A 16,617-nucleotide genomic window follows, 5' to 3' on the forward strand; every position below is an offset into this window, starting at 1 on the left:
GCTACATCCGGAAGACGCCGAAGCCGTCGGCGCCCTTCACCTGTGCACTGTGGATCGCCGAGAGGCAGAGCCCGAGGACTGTACGGGTGTCGCGCGGGTCGATCACCCCGTCGTCGTAGAGCCGGCCGGAGAGGAACAGCGCGCCGGACTGCGACTCGATCTGCTGCTCGACCATCATCCGCATCGCCGCGTCGGACTCCTCGTCGTAGTCGCGCCCCCGCGCGGCAGCCGCCTGCCGGGCCACGATCGAGAGCACACCGGCGAGCTGCGCCGGACCCATCACCGCCGACTTCGCGTTCGGCCAGGTGAACAGGAACCTCGGGTCGTACGCGCGACCGCACATGCCGTAGTTGCCGGCCCCGTACGACGCGCCGAGGTTCACAGTCAGGTGCGGCACCGTCGAGTTGGACACCGCGTTGATCATCAGGGCGCCGTGCTTGATGATGCCGCGCTGCTCGTACTCAGTGCCCACCATGTAGCCGGTGGTGTTCTGGAGGAAGATCAGCGGGGTGTTCGAGGTGTTCGCGAGCTGGATGAACTGCGCCGCCTTCTGCGCCTCCTCGCTGAACAGCACACCCCGGGCGTTGGCAAGCACACCCACCGGGTAGCCGTGCAGCTCGCCCCAGCCGGTGACAAGCGCGTCCCCGTACGTCGGCTTGAACTCGTCGAAGTCGCTGCCGTCCAGGATCCGGGCCAGCACCTCGCGGGGATCGAACGGCACCTTCAGGTCGGCGCTGGCGATGCCGAGCAGCTCCTCCGGGTCGTACTTCGGTGGCTGCGGCACTGCCGTACGCGGCGACGGGCCGGACTTGTGCCAGTTGAGCCGGCGTACGCACTGCCGGGCCAACCGGATGCCGTCCCGCTCGTCGGAGGCCAGGTGATCGGCCAGCCCGGACGTGCCGGCGTGCATCGCCGCGCCACCAAGCGACTCGTCGTCGGTGACCTCACCGGTGGCCATCTTCACCAGCGGCGGCCCGGCAAGGTAGACCTGCGACCGGTCCCGAATCATGATCACGTGATCGGACATCCCCGGCACGTACGCGCCACCTGCAGTTGCGTTGCCGAAGACCACGCTGACAGTGGGGATCTTCGCCGCGGATAGCCGGGTCAGGTCGCGGAACACCCGCCCGCCCGGAATGAAGATCTCCGCCTGGGTCGGTAGGTCCGCGCCGGCCGACTCGACAAGGTTGACCATCGGCAGCCGGTTGGCGAGGGCGATCTCGCCGGCCCGCCGGGTCTTGGCGAGCGACCACGGGTTGACGGCGCCGCCGCGTACGGTCGGGTCGTTGGCCACGATCAGGCACTCCACGCCCTCGACCACGCCGATGCCGGTGACCACGCTGGCGCCCACCGGAAAGTCAGTGCCGTACGCCGCCACCGGCGACAGCTCCAGAAACGGGCTGTCCGCGTCGAGCAGCAGCTCGATCCGCTCCCGGGCCAGCAGCTTGCCCCGCTTGTGGTGCCGGGTCACGTACTTCTCGCCACCGCCCCCGCGGGCCTGATCCAGCGCCGCGTCCAACTCGGCGAGCCGCTCCAGCAGCGCTGCCCGGTTCGCCACGAAGCCTGGCGCTGACGGGTCGACCGAGGTGTCCAGTGTGGTCACAGGCCCATCCCCTTCACGATGATCTCATTCATGATCTCGGTGGCACCGCCGCCGATGCCGAGCAGCCGGGCGTCGCGGTAGTGCCGTTCCACCTCGGCGTCACGCATGTAGCCAAACCCTCCGTGCAGCTGCAATGCCTGGTCGACGACCTGGTCACAGGCGGCCACCGCCACGTTCTTGGCCATCGCCACCTCGGTCACCACCGGCTCGCCGGCCGCCACCCGGACCGCTACCTCGTGCACGTACGCCCGCGCCGCCTCGGCACGGGTGTGCATCTCGGCCAGCCGGTGCCGGACCACCTGCCGACTGGTCAACGGACGCCCGAAGGTCTCCCGGTCCCGGCACCAGCGCACGGCCAACTCGACGCAGCGCTGCGCTGTGGCGTACGCCTGGGTGGCGAGCGAAAGCCGTTCCGCGGCGAAGTTCTGCATGATCGCCAGGAAGCCGGTGTCCTCCTCGCCGATCCGGTTCGCCACCGGCACCCGCACGTCGACGAAGGACAGCTCGGCGGTGTCCGAGCAGTGCCAGCCCAGCTTCTCCAGTCGACGGCCGACGGTGAACCCAGGGCTGTCCTTGTCGATGACCAGCAGGGAGATCGAGCCGCTGCCGGGGAAACCGGTGCACACAGCAGTTGTCACGAAGTCGGCCCGATGCCCGCTGGTGATGTACGTCTTCGACCCGTTCACCAGGTAGTGGTCGCCGTCGCGGCGGGCTGTGGTGCGGATACCCGCCACGTCCGAACCGCCGTCCGGCTCGGTGATCGCCAACGCCCCGATCATCGTGCCGGCAAGCGTCGGCCGGACGTACCGCTGAACCAGGTCGTCGTCACCGGGCGTCGAGGTGCCGCCGAGCATGCCGCCCAGCGAGCCGCCGATGCCCACGCCTGCCGCCGCGACCATGTGCGGCAGCGCGATGCCGTGCGTGAACAGGGCCGCGATCAGGCCGGACGACCCGCCGGAGCGGATCACCTCCTCGGTCACGATTATCGAGTCGAGCAGGTCACCGCCGCTGCCACCGACCGACTCGGGGAAGCCGATGCCGAGCAGTCCGAGCTTCGCGGCGCTGGCGTGCAGCGCCCGGGGGACCTCGCCGGCCTTCTCCCAGTCGTCCAGGTGCGGCAGCACCTCCCGGGTCACGAACGACCGGGTCAGCTCGCGCAGTTGCCGCCGCTCCGGGGTGTCCACGATGCTCATGCCGCCGTCTCCCTGTCCGCTGCCGGGGGACCTGCCGGCACGCCCGCCGGCAGGTCGACGAGCCGGGAGCGCAGCAGCTCACCGAGCGCCTTGGCCTGCGGGTCGAACCGGGTGGACGCGGCCACACCCGCTCCGAGCAGGCCCTCGATCACGAAGTTGACAGCACGGAGGTTCGGCAGCTCGTACCGCCGCACCACAAGCGACGCCGTCTCCGGAAGCAGTTCCGCCAGCCGCTCGACGGTCAGCCAGCCGCGCAGCCACGCGTACCCGTCGTCGGAGCGTGCCCAGACACCAAGGTTGGCGTCGCCGCCCTTGTCCCCGGAGCGGGCACCGACCAGCTCTCCGAGCGCGCCTCGTCGGGTCGGGCCGTGGCCCGCCACCGCGTCGCCTGGCGAAGCCTCCCCATCCGGGGGCGGCGCGGGGACGGTGTGACTCGGGGGAGCGATCGGCACCCGCTCGCCTCCTGGCAGCACCGCCACGTGCGACACCTCGTCCTGCGGCACGGTGTCGGCGGTGAAGACCCCGTACGGTGTCGCGTCGCCCGGCAGGGTGGTGAGCGTGCAACCCGGGTACGACGCCAGGGCCAGCTCCACCGCGGCGGCCGAGAAGGCCCGCCCGGCCCGCGTCCGGTCGGTGTCGCGCAGGTGTACGTGGAGCAGGGCGCTTGCCGCCTCCGTGTCGACGGCGTCCGGGTGGTCGGTCCGGGCCAGTGTGAACTCCAGCCCTTCCTTGCCCACCGCCTCCACCATCTGCCCCCGGACCAGGGCCGCCTTGGCCTCGATGTCCAGCCCGCAGAGGACGAAGGTCATCGAGTTGCGGAAGCCGCCGAGGTTGTTGACGCCCACCTTCAGCGTCGCCGGCGGCGGAGTGCCCCGGACACCGGAGATGCGGACCCGGTCCGGCCCGTCGGGGCTCAGCCTCACCGAGTCCAGCCGGGTGACGACGTCCGGCCCCAGGTACGCCGGCCCGCCCACCTCGTAGAGCAGCTGTGCGGTGACCGTCTCCACGGTGACAGCACCGCCGGTGCCCTGGTGCTTCGTGAGCACCGCCGAGCCGTCCGGGTGCACCTCGGCGATCGGGAAACCGGGTCGGCGACCACCGTCGGGCAGCTCGGTGAAGAAGCTGAAGTTGCCGCCGGTGACCTGCGCGCCACACTCCAGGAGGTGCCCCGCGACGGTCGCCCCGGCCAGCTCGTCGAAGGCGTCGCGACCCCACCCGTACCGCGCGATGGCCGGACCGACCACAAGCGACGCGTCGGTCACCCGACCGGTGACCACGACGTCCGCCCCGGCGTCGAGGCAGGCGGCGATCCCGAACGCGCCGAGGTAGGCGTTCGCGGTAAGCGCGTCGGGCCGCTGGAGCGCGTCGCCCTCGACGTACCCGACCTTCACCGGCACGCCGAGCCGGCCGGCGAGGGTCTCGACGGCGGCTGCCAGGCCGGCCGGGTTGAGCCCGCCGGCGTTCGTCACGATCCGTACGCCCCGGTCGAGGGCCGTGCCGAGGCAGGTCTCCAACTGGCGCAGGAAGGTCTTGGCGTATCCCAGGTCGGGGTCGCGCAGCCGGTCGCGGCCGAGGATGAGCATTGTCAGCTCGGCCAGGTAGTCGCCGGTCAGCACGTCCAGGTCGCCGCCGTCGATCATCTCCTGCCAGGCGGTGAACCGGTCGCCGTAGAAGCCTGAGGCGTTGCCGATGCGGATCACGCGGCGGCTCCGTTCCGGCCGGCCGGCTCGCGGCCTGCGCCGGGCGGGCCGGCGAATGCCTGTGCCACGTCGAGCCACTCGTCGGCGACCGGGCCGGTGGCCAGGAGAGCGAGATCCGCGCGGTGCCGGCGCTGGGTGACGAGCAGGCAGAAGTCCCGGGCGGGACCGGTGAGCCGGTCGGCGGCGTCCGCCGGACCCCAGACCCACGTGTCGCCGTCGGGGCCGGCCAACTCGACCCGGACCGGCGCCGTCGGCACCGGTCGGCCCTGGGCGGCGAAGCCGTGCCCGAGGGTACGCACACCGAGGTGTGCCACGTGCCGGAGCCGGTCGGAGGCGGGGCGGACCACACCGAGCGCGTCGGCCACATCCTCGCCGTGCGCCCAGGTCTCCATCATCCGGGCGGTCGCCATGGAGGTGGCCGACATCCGGGTGCCGTACCACGGCACTTTTTCGCCGGCCGGGACCGCCGCGAGCGCGTCGGTGAGCGCGGCCCGGCCGGCCCTCCAGCGGGCGAGCAGGTCGTCGGGCGGAGCGAGGAACTCCTCCGCGCCGTCGTCGACCAGGCGGGACGGGTCCGGAGCGTTCATCACCGTCGCGTAGAACGCCTCGGCGTCGGTGGCGGCCAACACCGCCACGTGGTCGGTCCAGGCGAGGTGGGCGATCTGGTGGCCGATGCTCCAGCCGGGCGCCGGGGTCGGGCGTGCCCAGTCGACAGCCGGCAGCGGGGCCACCAGGGCGTCCAGGTGGGCGGACTCGTCGGCAAGATCCGCGAGCAGGTCGGTGAGGTCGACCATTGTGCCTCCGGTCGGTGCGGGCCGGTGCGGCCGGTGGTCAGGGCGTGAGCAGGGTGGCGAGCTGGCGCTTCCAGGTGACGAGGAGCGCGGTGCGGCGGGCCGAGTCGTCGCTGAGCAGGTTGGCCACGCCGAGCCCGCGGAGCAGGTCGAGGGTGGCCTGTACCGACTCCCGGACGCCGGGTCGGCGCTCGTCGACGCCGAGCAGCGAGACGGTGAGCCTGTGCATCTCCCGGCCGACCATCGCCTCAAGCGGCATCAGGGCGTCGCGAAGCTCCCGGTCGGTACGGGCGGCGACCCAGAGTTCGAGCGCGGCCACGAAGAGCGGCCCGGTGAACGCGGCGGCAAGCAGATCGATCACCCGGTCCAGCCGCTGCGGGCCGGCGGGCAACGCCTCCGCCTCGGTGCGCAACTCGTCGGCCCGGCGTTCGGCGAGGTGGGCGACAGCGGCGGTGACCAGGGCTGCCTTGGTGGGGTAGTGGTGCAGCTGAGCGCCCCGTGAGACACCGGCTCGGGCTGCGACGACGGTGGTCGTGGTGCCGGACCAGCCGTGCTCGATCAGGCAGTCGACCGTCGCCTCGAGCAGGCGGGCCTGGGTGGCGCGACTGCGCTCCTGCTGCGGGACGCGCGTCGATGCGGCGGACATGCGCCACAGCCTGCCGGCTCAGAAACAAACAGTCAAGACTGACTTTTTCTGTGCCAACTGGAGCGGGGCGGTGCGTCTGAGGCGCGCCTATGCGGGGTGTCTGTGTGGGGCGTCGGCGTGGGGCGCCTGGGTGGGGCGTCGGCGTGGGGCGCCTGGGTTGGGCACCTGCTGTAGAGCTGCCCCACGGATGGGGCAGGTGCCGACGTCACCGGCGGAGGGTGTGCCCTGCCTTCAGGCGAAGGTTCTGGTCGTCCTTGCCCACCCAGTCGTACTCAGGGGCCTGTCGGCCAGCGTGACCGGCCTGCCGTGGTCTCGAGGTGTCGGTGTTCACGACCTTTGGACACGACCGCATGGACTTGTGAGGGAGCCAGTCCGTCAACGGTTACTGGCGATGCTCCCGGCCATCTCGGCTGAATCGCGTCGCCCCAGATATGGGGCAGCTCTACAGGCAGCGAGGACCATTCCCTGTGCTCGACCTGCCCTTGAGCGTGGCCCGGCGACCCGTGGGCGGTGGCCCGTGGCCCGTTACCTGGTCGGGGCTGACCGGGTCAGCGGCCGTCGCGGGGGCCGAAGACGGCAAGCGCATCGGCGTCGCTGTGCTGGGAGCGCACGTACTCGTCGGCCCAGGCGGCAGCGTCGGGGAAGGCCGACTCGGCTGCTACCCGGGCGCAGGCCGCGTCCACGTCGAAGGCGGTACGGCGCAACTGCACGCCCGGCCCGAGCAGCGCCCACCAGGCGCCCACACCTCCGTACGGCATGCCGACGCTGCCCGGGTTGACCACCAGGCGGCGGTCGGCCAGCCGGGTGAACGGCATGTGGGTGTGGCCGCAGACCACTGTCGAAACCTCGGCCGGGAGGTCGGCGAAGACCTCCGCCCAGCGCTCCATCCGGGAGTCGACGAGCACGACCTCCTCGTCGTCGCGAGGTGTGGCGTGGCAGAACAGCGTCCGGCCGAGGCCGTCGATCTCCAGCGTCACCGTCGGCGGAAGCGCGGCGAGCCGGGCCGCCTGGTCGTCGCGGAGCTGCGCGGCGGCCCAGTTCGACACCTCGATCGACGCGGGCCGGCCGGCCCGCGCCTCGACCAGCTCGCGGTCGGCGTTGCCGCCCACCCAGCACGCGCGGTCGCCCAGGCCGGCGAGCACGTCAAGCACCTCGACCGGTTGCGGACCTGCCGCGATGTCGCCGGTGAGCACGATCAGGTCGGCGGTGGCGACGTCCGACTCGGCCAGCACGGCCTCCAGCGCGGGCAGCACCCCGTGGATGTCGGAGAGCACGGCGACACGGTTCAGCATGGCCCCACCCTCGCGCTGACGGCCCGCCGAGTCCAGGACTTCTGCGACGGGCAGACGACGTACCCGGACGTCAGGCACCTGGATGCGGCCACGCGTCGCGGCCCGGACCGCACGGGGCGGTCCGGGCCGGAAGGTCCGTCAATGCCGGGGCGTGCCCGGCGGTCGCTCAGACGCGGGCGCGGCGGGCCAGGCGCTCCGGGTCGAGGATGATGATGCTCTTGCCGTCCAGCCGCAGCCAGCCGCGCGAGGCGAAGTCGGCGAGTGCCTTGTTCACCGTCTCGCGGGAGGCGCCGACGAGCTGGGCGATCTCCTCCTGGGTGAGGTCGTGCGTCACCCGCAGGACGCCACCGTCGCGGGTGCCGAACCGGCCGGCCATCTGGAGCAGGTTCTTGGCGACCCGGCCCGGCACGTCCGTGAAGATCAGATCGGCCAGCGAGTCGTTGGTCCGGCGCAGTCGCCGCGCCAGCACCCGGAGCAGCTGCTCGGCGATTTCCGGGCGGTTGTTCAGCCACGGCCGCAGTGCCTGCTTGCGCAGCCGTACCAGCCGGGTGTCGGTCACCGCGGTGGCGGTCGCCGTCCGCGGACCCGGGTCGAAGAGCGACAGCTCACCGACCATGTCCGACGGCCCCATCACCGCGATCAGGTTCTGCCTGCCGTCAGCCGCACGGCGGCCAACCTTGATCTTCCCGGACAGCAGGATATAGAGACTGTCACCGGGCTCGCCCTCATTGAAGACGATCTCGCCCTTGCGGACCTCGATCGTCTCCATCTCCTTGGCGAGCGCCTCGGCAGCTTCCGGGTCGACACCCTGGAAGATCCCGCTGCGGGCCAGTACCTCATCCATCGCGCACCTCCGGTTGCGCGTGCCGTCCGTCGGCCGGGTCCGCCGTCCGCTGATCCCCTCGCGCGCCGCCAAGTCTAGGCGCACATGAGCATGAATCAGAGGTCGCCCCTGGAATCTTGAGCGGTGGGCGTAACCTGCCCGACGTGCTGACCGAGCCGACTCTGACCAGCCGCCCCGAGGACGGGCGGCATATTCCGCTGCTCGTCTGGCGCGCCGACGGCCCGCTGCGAGCGGTCAGCAGCGGCCCGCTCGGCGGTGGCATCGGCGTCCGGCACTGGGTGCTGAACGCGACAGTGCCCATGTCGTACGACCGGGATGACCCTGCCGCGCACCTGACCGCGCTCGCTGCGGACCTGGCCCTCGACGGACCCGGGGTCGGTCTGCTCACCGGCGTGGACGTGACCGAGGTGGTGGCCCGGACCGACACCGGTGTGCGGGCCTGGGCGACCGTCGGGCTCGGCACGCCGGTGCCCGCCGCCGCGCCGGCCGCCACCGCGCTCGCGCAGCACGTCGGCACCGTCAACATCGTGGTGTACGTGCCGGCGCGGCTCGCCGACTCCGCCCTGGTGAACGCCGTGGCCACCGCCACCGAGGCGAAGACCCAGGCGATAAGCGAGCTGGGACTGGCGGGAACCGGCACTCCCACCGACGCGGTCACAGTGCTCTGCCCGGTGGACGGGCCGGAGGCCGCGTACGGCGGGCCGCGCTCCACCTGGGGTGCCCCGCTGGCCCGAGCGGTCCACGCTGCGGTGCGTGCCGGCGGTGACCGGCCCGTCGTGCCCTGGTCAGACCGGCTGACGGGCTGAAATTCCGACCGATCGGCCCTCGTCTGCGAGTTTACGGGCCGGTAGCCTCGCGGACGATGTACGCTTCCGCCCCCCTCGCGCCCCGCCCACGCCGCCGCGTCGCCCTCGGCCTCGCCGCGCTGCTGGCCGCTCTTCTCGTAGCCGGCTGCGCCGAGACCGCAGAGGCCCCGGTCTGGCAGCCGGGCGTCGGCGGCGGTGGCACCGGAGCGCCGGTGACAACGGCCGGTCCGAAGGCCAGCGGTGACACCTCGGCACCCGGTGAGGACGCGATCTCGCTGTCCGCGACCGGCGACATCATCATGGGCAACGCGCCGAACCGGCTGCCCGCCGGTGGCGGTAAGGGCTTCTTCGACTCGGTGACCCGGGCACTCAAGGCGGACCTCGTCATGGGCAACCTGGAGGAGCCGCTGACCGTGGACACCGGCACCGGCAAGTGCGGCGCCAACTCGACGCGGTGCTTCCAGTTCCGGGCTCCGCCGGAGTACGCCGCCCACCTGCGTGACGCCGGCTTCAACCTGCTCAACCAGGCGAACAACCACGGCTACGACTACGGCCCGAAGGGCTACGAGAACACCCAGAAGGCGCTGGAGAAGTACGACCTGGAGCACACCGGCGCGCCGAACCAGATCACCGTGGTCGACGTCAAGGGCGTCAAGGTGGCGGTGGCCGGCTTCTCGTCGTACGTCTGGTCCAACAGCCTCGTCGACATCGCCAAGGCGAAGACTGTCGTCGCCAAGGCGGCCACCATGGCCGACCTGGTAGTGGTGCAGGTGCACATGGGCGGCGAGGGCGCGGACAAGACCCGGGTGAAGCCGGGCACCGAGATGTTCCTCGGCGAGAACCGGGGCGACCCGGTCAAGTTCTCGCGCGCCATGATCGACGCCGGTGCGGATCTGATCGTCGGACACGGGCCGCACGTGCTGCGCGGTATGGAGTTCTACAAGGGGCGCCTGATCGCCTACAGCCTGGGCAACTTCGCCGGTGGCGGCAACTCGCTGAGCAACGCCGGGCGCCTCGGCTGGGGCGGCGTGTTGAAGGTGTCGCTCAAGCCCGACGGCAGTTGGGCCGGCGGCACGTTCATCTCGACCTACATGAACTCCGCGGGCAAGCCGACGATGGACCCGGACGACAGGGGTCTGGGCCTGATCACCGAACTGAGCCGTACCGACTTCCCGAAGACCGGCGCCCGGTTCGACACCGACGGCAAGATCTCCGCGCCGACCGCCGGTTGACCCGAGCAGGAACGTCCGGGGGGCGACGTAGGCTGGCCGTCGTGACCAGTAGCCCTCCCGGTGCCAGCGAGACCGACCTCGGGCGCAAACGCCGTGCCCGCAAGGTCGGCCGGGTGCTGGCCGAGACGCACCCTGACGCGCACTGTGAGCTGGACCACTCCAATGCCCTGGAGTTGGCCGTCGCCACGATCCTCTCCGCGCAGTGCACCGACAAGAAGGTCAACGAGGTCACCCCGAAGCTCTTCGCCCGCTACCCGAGCGCAGCCGCGTACGCCGGCGCGGATCGGGGCGAGATGGAGGAGCTGATCCGGCCCACCGGCTTCTACCGAAACAAGACCGACTCGCTGCTCAAGCTCGGGCAGGCCCTTGTCGACAGGTACGACGGCCAGGTCCCCGGCCGCCTCGCCGACCTGGTGACGCTTCCCGGGATCGGTCGCAAGACCGCGAACGTCATCCTCGGCAACGCCTTCGACGTCCCCGGGATCACCGTCGACACGCACTTCCAACGGCTGGTCCACCGGTGGGGGCTGACCGCCGAGACCGACCCCGTCAAGATCGAGCACGCGATCGGCGCGCTGTACGAGAAGCGTGACTGGACGATGCTGTCGCACCGGATCATCTTTCACGGGCGACGGGTCTGTCACGCCCGCAAGCCCGCCTGTGGCGCGTGCACGCTCGCGAAGCTCTGCCCCTCGTACGGCACCGGCCCGACCGAGCCGGCTGCCGCAGCCAAGCTGCTCAAGGGCCCTCGGGCACGCGATCTGGCGGTGGCCGCCGGCGTCGACCCGGAGCTGGTGCCCGCCCAGGCGGTCGCTGCGGAGGTGCCGTGAACCGGCGTCTCGCCCTGCTCGCTGTGCCGCTGCTGCTCGCCGTCGCCGGCTGCACAAGTGGCACTACCGACGACAGCCCTGCGCCGAGGCCGGCCGCCGCCGAGCGCCCGTCGCCGTTCGAGGACTGCGCGGCGCTGAGCACGCCGCCCGGGGCCGGATCGCCCGGAGCCGGCACGACGAGCCCCGGTGCAACGGCCTCCGCGTCGCCGGCCTCTGGCGCGACGGCCGCTGCATCGCCTGGCTCGGGCACGACTGCCTCTGCATCGCCTGGCTCGGGCACGGCGGACTCCGCGTCGCCCGGCTCGGGCACGGTGGCGGCACCTGGCGGTGCGGTGCTGCCGGAGCTGACACTGGCCTGCTTCACCGGCGGCGCTCCGGTCGAGCTGCGGTCCGTCGCCGGCCCCGCCGTGATCAACATCTGGGCGTCCTGGTGTGGGCCGTGCCGCAAGGAGCTGCCCGCCTTCCAGCGACTCAGCGAACGCGCCAGCGGCCAGCTCCAGGTGGTCGGGGTCAACACCCGGGACAGCCGGCGCGGTGCCCAGTCCATCGGTGAGGACTACGGCGTACGGTTCCCGATCCTTGTGGACCAGGGCGACGCCCTGCAACGGGAGTTGAACCGCAACGCCTTCCCGCTGACCCTCTTCGTCGACGCCGACCGGCGGATCCGGCACATCGACGCCACGGGCGCGCTCGACGACGCCCAACTCGCCACGTTGGTCCGCAAGCACCTCGGCCTGAAGGTGTCGGCGTGACCCGTCGACCCCCCGAGTGGATCGAGCCGCTGCTGACCCGGCTGGGCACCGCCCGCGCGGAGGACTTCACCCGGCTGACCACCCCCGCCGAGGGTGGTCGGGAGAGCGCCGTGCTGGTGCTGCTCGGTGAGCAGCCCGGTGTGGGGCCCGACGTGCTGGTGCTGCAACGGGCCGCCAACCTGCGCAATCACGCAGGCCAGCCGGCCTTTCCCGGCGGCGCAGCCGACCCGGAGGACGCCGACGTACGCGCTACCGCGCTGCGCGAGGCGAACGAAGAGGTCGGCCTGGACCCGACAAGCGTGACAGTGCTGGCCGAGCTGCCGAAGCTGTGGATACCGGTGAGCGACTTCGTGGTCACCCCGGTGCTTGCCTGGTGGCACGATCCGCACCCGGTGCACCCTCGGGAACCTGCCGAGGTGGCGCACGTGGCCCGGTTGCCGGTAAGCGAACTTGTCGACCCGGCCAACCGGATGCGGGTGCGTCACTCCAGCGGTTGGATCGGCCCGGCGTTCTCGGCGCGCGGCATGCTCGTCTGGGGTTTCACCGCCGGGGTGCTTGCCACCCTGCTGGAGATGGGCGGCTGGGCCCGCCCGTGGCCGCGAAACCGGGTGGTGGACCTGCCGCCGACAGGGGTGACACCGGCGCCGTCGGCCGGCACCGACGAGGTCGACGAAACCGCCCTGCGCTGACCACGCGGTCACCTTCCGCAAGCGATGGTCATCTGGCGGGCGCACTGCCCGTACGCTTGACCCGTGTCCGTCGTGGATCTCGTCCTACTGCTGCTCATGCTCGTGTTCGCGATCAGCGGATACCGCCAGGGTTTCGTCATCGGCGTCACGTCGTTGTCCGGATTCTTCCTGGGTCTGCTCCTCGGCCTCCAGGTCGGCCCGCTGTTCGCCCGGCAGTTCGTGGATGCCGGCACCCGGGTGCTGGTCTCCCTGGTGGCGATCTTCGGACTGGCGGTGATCGGTCAGGCGCTCGCCGGCTGGCTCGGTTCGCACCTGCGCAAGACGATCACCAGCCAGGTTGGCAGGCGGATCGACGACGTCGGTGGGGCGTTCGTCTCACTGTTCGCTGTACTGCTGCTCGCCTGGCTGGTCGCCGTACCGCTCGGTTCGTCCTCGGTTCCCTGGCTCGCGGCCGCAGTGCGCAACAGCACCGTGATCACGGTGGTGAACGGGGTCCTGCCGGAGCAGGCACACCGGCTCTCCACGGCGCTCGAGGACACCGTAGACACCGACGGCTTCCCGGACGTCTTCGGTGACCTCGCGCCCACCCGGGCCCGGCAGGTCGACCCGCCCGACCCGGCGTTGGCCGGCTCCCAGGTGGTGGTCAACGGCCAGCGGTCGGTGGTCAAGGTGCTCGGTTCCGCGCCCAGTTGCTCGCGCCGCATCGAGGGCTCCGGTTTCGTCTACGCCGACGACCGGGTCATGACCAACGCGCACGTGGTCGCCGGCACCCGTTCGGTGGCGGTGGAGCTGGGCGGGGAGCGGTACGACGGTCAGGTGGTGGTCTACGACCCCAACCGGGACCTGGCAGTGCTGCTGGTGCCGGGGCTGCCCGGCCCGTCGATGCGGTTCGCCGCCGGAAACGCGGGCAGCGGCTCGGACGCCATCGTGCTGGGCTTTCCGCTCGACGGCCCGTACAACGCGCAGTCGGCGCGGATCCGGGACGTCGACAAGATCAAGGGACCGGACATCTACTCCTCCGGCGACGTCACCCGGGAGGTCTACACGATCCGGGCGCTTGTGCGCAGCGGCAACTCAGGCGGCCCGCTGCTCTCCGCCAACGGCCTGGTGCTCGGTGTGATCTTCGCGGCGGCAGCCGACGATCCCAACACGGGCTTCGCGGTGACCGCCGCCGAGGCTCGTCCGGTGGCGCTGGCCGGCGCCGAGCGCAACCGGGCCGTCTCCACCGGCGAGTGCACCTGAGCGGCGCGCGCCGGGTCAGGTACGTGCCGGGGTGGCGGCGGGGAGCTTCGCCCTGCCCCACTGCAGGGACCGGTCCAGCACCGCCCGCGCCATGATCAGGACGCAGGTGCCGCCGTTGACGAACGACGCGACCACGTCGCTCGGGTGGTGCATTCCCCGGTACATGCGGGTCAGCGCCACACCCAGCGGCACCAGCAGCAACGCCCACCAGGCGACCTTCGCGCCGGTGCTGCGGGCCCGCAACGCCATCAGCACGGCGATACCGACATAGAGGGCCACCGCTGCCGAGGTGTGCCCGGACGGGAAGCTGGACGTGGGCGGCGACGTGTCCATGTGCTCCACCGCCGGCCGCTGCCGGTCGATCGCCAGGGTGGTCAGCAGGAACACCAGCGCTTGGGCGGTCACCGCCGCGCACAGGAACAGCGGCTCCCGCCAGCGCTTCAGCCAGAGCCGCAGCGCCAGCGCCACCAGAACGGTGACCACGACGATCATCTGGGTGCTGGCCAGGGTGCTGAAAACCAGCGAGACGTCATTCCAACCGCCGGTGCGGTCGCCGGCGAGTTCCCGATTGACCGCGTCCTCCACGGTGAACGGCCAGGTCCTTGCGAACGCCCGGGTGACCAGCACCCCCAGCAGCACCATGACGCCGAGCAGGAGGGACACCGGCAGCAACACCCGCCGGATGATCTGGACCACGGTGTCGGACATGAGCCGGCCAGTACCCGCTCGGCTCCCTCGTCACGCCTCAGGTCGTTCCGGGTTGCCGCTCGACCTCCGGAGCGACGCCGTCGCGGGCCGGCCGGATCGACCGCAGGCCGGTCTGCGCCCGCCAACTCGTGAACGCGGCAGTGGTCGCCGCCACCACCGCAACGGCCAGCAGCCAGCCGCCGAGCACATCGCTGGTGAAGTGCACGCCGAGCGCGACCCTGCTCAACCCGGTCACCACGGTGACCAGCACGGCGGCGACCCAGAGCGCCACCCGCGACGCCGTCCGCCCGGCGTACGGCAGGAACAGCAGCAGCAGCACCCCGGCGGCGAGGGCGGCGTTGAGCGCATGCCCGGAGGGGAACGAGTAGCCGGCGGCCCGCGCCACCGGGTCGAGCAGCGACGGCCGGTCCCGGCCGACGAGGAGCTTGAGCAGCGGGCCCATCAACCCGCCGACCACCATCGTGGTGGTCACCCAGAGGGCCAGTCGCCGCGCCCTGCGGTGCAGCAGCCAGACCACCACCAGCAGGACGGCGACCCGCAGCGGCATGGGCGCGAACACCTCGGTCCAGATCCGCATCAGCGTGACCCAGGCCGGATGGTCGACCGCGTAACCGTGCAGCGCCTCGGTGACCGAAGTGTCCAGCCGGTGCAGCGGCGCCCAGGCCCCGAGCACCAGCAGCGCAAGCAGTGCGAATGGCACCAGCACCAGAAACGCCGCTGTCACCGCCAAGGTCAGCCGCAGACCCAGGGAGTGTTCCGGGTCGAGGCGGCGGCGCCGCCAGGACGGATGTCGGGCGGTGTCGGCGGTACCGGCGTCGGGCGCGCTCATGGAGTCGGTTCTACCCAGCCGGCCGGCCCGTCAGGCCTACCGTCGGCGACGATCAGTGGGTGCGCTGACGGAACCGGCGCACCATCAGGGCCGCGCCGGTGACCAGGGCGGCCAGCAGCACAGCTCCCGTCCACAGTTGCTCCGGCGGCGAGTCTTCGGCCAGACCCGCCGGTCGGGCCGTCCAGCCCGTCTGCTGCCGCGGGGCGGTGAATCCGAGGGGGTCGCTGCCGGCGCCCTCCACCGGGTCGTCGTCGGCGGTGCCCGGCGCCGGGCCGAAGCCGACCACACCCGGCGACGTCTGATCGTCGAGCGGATTGGCGGTCACCGGCGGCACCTGAGCGGTCAGCGCGGCCACCGGGTCGACCACCCCGTACCCGAAGCGGTCGTCGCGGCCGGTCGGGCCGAGGTCCCGGGCGGTGGCCAGCAACCGGTTGACCACCTCACCGGCGGGCATCTGTGGATAGCGGGACCGGACCAGCGCGGCGGTGGCCGCCACCAGGGGTGCGGCGAAGCTCGTGCCCTGCACCCGCCAGTAGCCCGTCGGAGGTCGGGCACCGACCAGGCCGGTCGCGGGGGCGGTGAGCACCGTCGCCCGACCGGTGATCGACCCGGACCACAGGTTGTCGCTGCCCCCGTCGAGGCCGGCGACCGCGATCACACCGGGCTCGCGGGCCGGGTACCAGACCTTCGAGTTGGTCGAGGTGGCCAGGTTGCCGGTGCAGGCGACCACCACCACGTCGCGGGCGAACGCGTAGTCGAGAGCCGCCGCCAAGGCCGGGCTGTCGCCGCTGCCACCGAGTGACAAGTTGATGACGCGGGCGCCGTTGTCGACAGCCCACCGGACCCCCTTGGCGACGATCAGCGCGTCGTCGTAGCGGTTGTCCTCGTCGAGAACCCGCACCGGCAGGATCCGGGCGTCCGGCGCAAGGCCTACCACGCCCCGCTTGTCGTCCTTGCGCCCGGCGATCAGGCCCGCGACGGTCGTGCCGTGCCCCACCGGGTCAGGGCCGGCGCCGCCTGCGGGACCAACCAGGTCCACACCGGTCAGCACCTGGCCGACCAGGTCAGGATGAGAGCCGTCCACTCCGGAGTCGACCACCGCGACTGTCACGCCCCGGCCGGTCGAGGTGCGCCAGGCCGTCTCGGCGCGCAACTCATCGAGCTGCCACTGCTCGTCGCGGACCTGGTCGGTGCGGGTGACGACATCGCCGGGAGCGAACGCCATCGGCGCGCCGGCGAGCTGTCCGCCGGCGGTGGAAGCCTCGACAGCCGCGGCGAAGGGCACGGCGGTCGGCGCCGCGACGGCGAGGGCCGCCACCACGCCGAGCAGCGCCCGGCCGGCGACCCGCCGGGCCGCAGCCGGACAGCTGTGCCGAACCCCAGTCACATCCCCAGCCATTCACCCCGACGGAACCATGACGATCGGAGATTACCGGTTTCCCCACCCGTCTCGGGAGGAA

Annotated in this window: 16 protein-coding genes; 6 read left to right on the forward strand and 10 right to left on the reverse strand. The window is 71.9% G+C overall.

From position 1 onward, the window contains the following. Position 1: 1 nt before the first annotated feature. From ACPXB1_RS09005 to ACPXB1_RS09035, 7 genes are all read right to left on the reverse strand, one after another. Entirely contained in the window at positions 2–1,603 is a 1,602-nt protein-coding gene (locus ACPXB1_RS09005; protein WP_355590178.1) for an acyl-CoA carboxylase subunit beta, read from the reverse strand. Then, entirely contained in the window at positions 1,600–2,796 is a 1,197-nt protein-coding gene (locus tag ACPXB1_RS09010; RefSeq protein WP_425735053.1) for an acyl-CoA dehydrogenase family protein, read from the reverse strand. Before ACPXB1_RS09010 ends, ACPXB1_RS09005 begins: the two co-directional genes overlap by 4 nt. Next, the gene (locus tag ACPXB1_RS09015) at positions 2,793–4,496 is read right to left on the reverse strand and encodes an acyclic terpene utilization AtuA family protein (protein WP_355590171.1); all 1,704 of its coding nucleotides are present in this window, start codon (positions 4,494–4,496) and stop codon (positions 2,793–2,795) included. Before ACPXB1_RS09015 ends, ACPXB1_RS09010 begins: the two co-directional genes overlap by 4 nt. After that, a complete protein-coding gene (locus ACPXB1_RS09020; protein WP_355590168.1) occupies positions 4,493–5,290 on the reverse strand; it encodes a TIGR03084 family metal-binding protein in 798 nt (265 codons plus the stop codon). Before ACPXB1_RS09020 ends, ACPXB1_RS09015 begins: the two co-directional genes overlap by 4 nt. 37 nt (positions 5,291–5,327) lie before the next feature. Then, positions 5,328–5,933, reverse strand: coding sequence for a TetR/AcrR family transcriptional regulator (locus ACPXB1_RS09025; protein WP_355590165.1), 606 nt, complete (start codon positions 5,931–5,933; stop codon positions 5,328–5,330). Between the two features lie 548 nt (positions 5,934–6,481). Continuing rightward, on the reverse strand, positions 6,482–7,225 hold the full coding sequence (locus ACPXB1_RS09030) for a metallophosphoesterase family protein (RefSeq protein WP_355590162.1): 744 nt from the start codon (positions 7,223–7,225) through the stop codon (positions 6,482–6,484). 166 nt (positions 7,226–7,391) lie between these two features. After that, positions 7,392–8,069, reverse strand: coding sequence for a Crp/Fnr family transcriptional regulator (locus ACPXB1_RS09035; protein WP_007466162.1), 678 nt, complete (start codon positions 8,067–8,069; stop codon positions 7,392–7,394). A gap of 143 nt (positions 8,070–8,212) precedes the next feature. On the opposite strand from ACPXB1_RS09035, the gene ACPXB1_RS09040 reads away from it, so the two are divergent. The 6 genes from ACPXB1_RS09040 (at position 8,213) to ACPXB1_RS09065 (ending at position 13,620) form a co-directional block, all read left to right on the forward strand. Then, positions 8,213–8,875: an adenosylcobinamide amidohydrolase gene (locus ACPXB1_RS09040; protein ID WP_355627905.1), complete on the forward strand. Its 663-nt coding sequence runs from the start codon at positions 8,213–8,215 to the stop codon at positions 8,873–8,875. 56 nt (positions 8,876–8,931) lie between these two features. Further along, complete coding sequence (locus ACPXB1_RS09045) at positions 8,932–10,107, forward strand: CapA family protein (protein WP_355627902.1); 1,176 nt, start codon at positions 8,932–8,934, stop codon at positions 10,105–10,107. A 41-nt stretch (positions 10,108–10,148) separates the two neighbouring features. Further along, positions 10,149–10,937: an endonuclease III gene (gene nth, locus ACPXB1_RS09050; RefSeq protein WP_355590153.1), complete on the forward strand. Its 789-nt coding sequence runs from the start codon at positions 10,149–10,151 to the stop codon at positions 10,935–10,937. Beyond that, positions 10,934–11,689, forward strand: coding sequence for a TlpA family protein disulfide reductase (locus ACPXB1_RS09055; protein ID WP_355627899.1), 756 nt, complete (start codon positions 10,934–10,936; stop codon positions 11,687–11,689). Before nth ends, ACPXB1_RS09055 begins: the two co-directional genes overlap by 4 nt. Beyond that, a complete protein-coding gene (locus ACPXB1_RS09060) occupies positions 11,686–12,378 on the forward strand; it encodes an NUDIX hydrolase (RefSeq protein WP_355590147.1) in 693 nt (230 codons plus the stop codon). The genes ACPXB1_RS09055 and ACPXB1_RS09060 overlap by 4 nt, the downstream gene beginning before the upstream one ends. Before the next feature lie 63 nt (positions 12,379–12,441). Then, positions 12,442–13,620, forward strand: a complete 1,179-nt coding sequence (locus tag ACPXB1_RS09065; protein ID WP_355590144.1) for a MarP family serine protease — start codon at positions 12,442–12,444, stop codon at positions 13,618–13,620. 15 nt (positions 13,621–13,635) lie between these two features. Here the strand turns inward: ACPXB1_RS09065 and ACPXB1_RS09070 are convergent, their stop codons facing one another. Genes ACPXB1_RS09070 through mycP form a run of 3 tightly spaced genes read right to left on the reverse strand, consistent with a single transcriptional unit; the run spans position 13,636 to position 16,556 of the window. Continuing rightward, positions 13,636–14,328 (reverse strand): phosphatase PAP2 family protein, encoded by a 693-nt coding sequence (locus ACPXB1_RS09070; RefSeq protein ID WP_355590141.1) that lies wholly within the window; start codon positions 14,326–14,328, stop codon positions 13,636–13,638. A gap of 37 nt (positions 14,329–14,365) precedes the next feature. Next, entirely contained in the window at positions 14,366–15,157 is a 792-nt protein-coding gene (locus tag ACPXB1_RS09075) for a phosphatase PAP2 family protein (protein ID WP_355590138.1), read from the reverse strand. A 52-nt stretch (positions 15,158–15,209) separates the two neighbouring features. After that, positions 15,210–16,556, reverse strand: a complete 1,347-nt coding sequence (gene mycP, locus ACPXB1_RS09080; RefSeq protein ID WP_355590135.1) for a type VII secretion-associated serine protease mycosin — start codon at positions 16,554–16,556, stop codon at positions 15,210–15,212. Between the last annotated feature and the right edge of the window lie 61 nt (positions 16,557–16,617).

The organism is Micromonospora sp. DT68 (assembly GCF_049847245.1).
Lineage (GTDB): Bacteria > Actinomycetota > Actinomycetes > Mycobacteriales > Micromonosporaceae > Micromonospora > Micromonospora profundi.

Coding starts and splice junctions, on each gene's coding strand:
- ACPXB1_RS09010 (WP_425735053.1), bottom strand. CDS start 2,796: ATGAGCATCGTGGACACCCCGGAGCGGCGGCAACTGCGCGAGCTGACC.
- ACPXB1_RS09045 (WP_355627902.1), top strand. CDS start 8,932: ATGTACGCTTCCGCCCCCCTCGCGCCCCGCCCACGCCGCCGCGTCGCC.
- ACPXB1_RS09025 (WP_355590165.1), bottom strand. CDS start 5,933: ATGTCCGCCGCATCGACGCGCGTCCCGCAGCAGGAGCGCAGTCGCGCC.
- ACPXB1_RS09070 (WP_355590141.1), bottom strand. CDS start 14,328: ATGTCCGACACCGTGGTCCAGATCATCCGGCGGGTGTTGCTGCCGGTG.
- ACPXB1_RS09075 (WP_355590138.1), bottom strand. CDS start 15,157: ATGAGCGCGCCCGACGCCGGTACCGCCGACACCGCCCGACATCCGTCC.
- mycP (WP_355590135.1), bottom strand. CDS start 16,556: ATGGCTGGGGATGTGACTGGGGTTCGGCACAGCTGTCCGGCTGCGGCC.
- ACPXB1_RS09020 (WP_355590168.1), bottom strand. CDS start 5,290: ATGGTCGACCTCACCGACCTGCTCGCGGATCTTGCCGACGAGTCCGCC.
- ACPXB1_RS09035 (WP_007466162.1), bottom strand. CDS start 8,069: ATGGATGAGGTACTGGCCCGCAGCGGGATCTTCCAGGGTGTCGACCCG.
- ACPXB1_RS09030 (WP_355590162.1), bottom strand. CDS start 7,225: ATGCTGAACCGTGTCGCCGTGCTCTCCGACATCCACGGGGTGCTGCCC.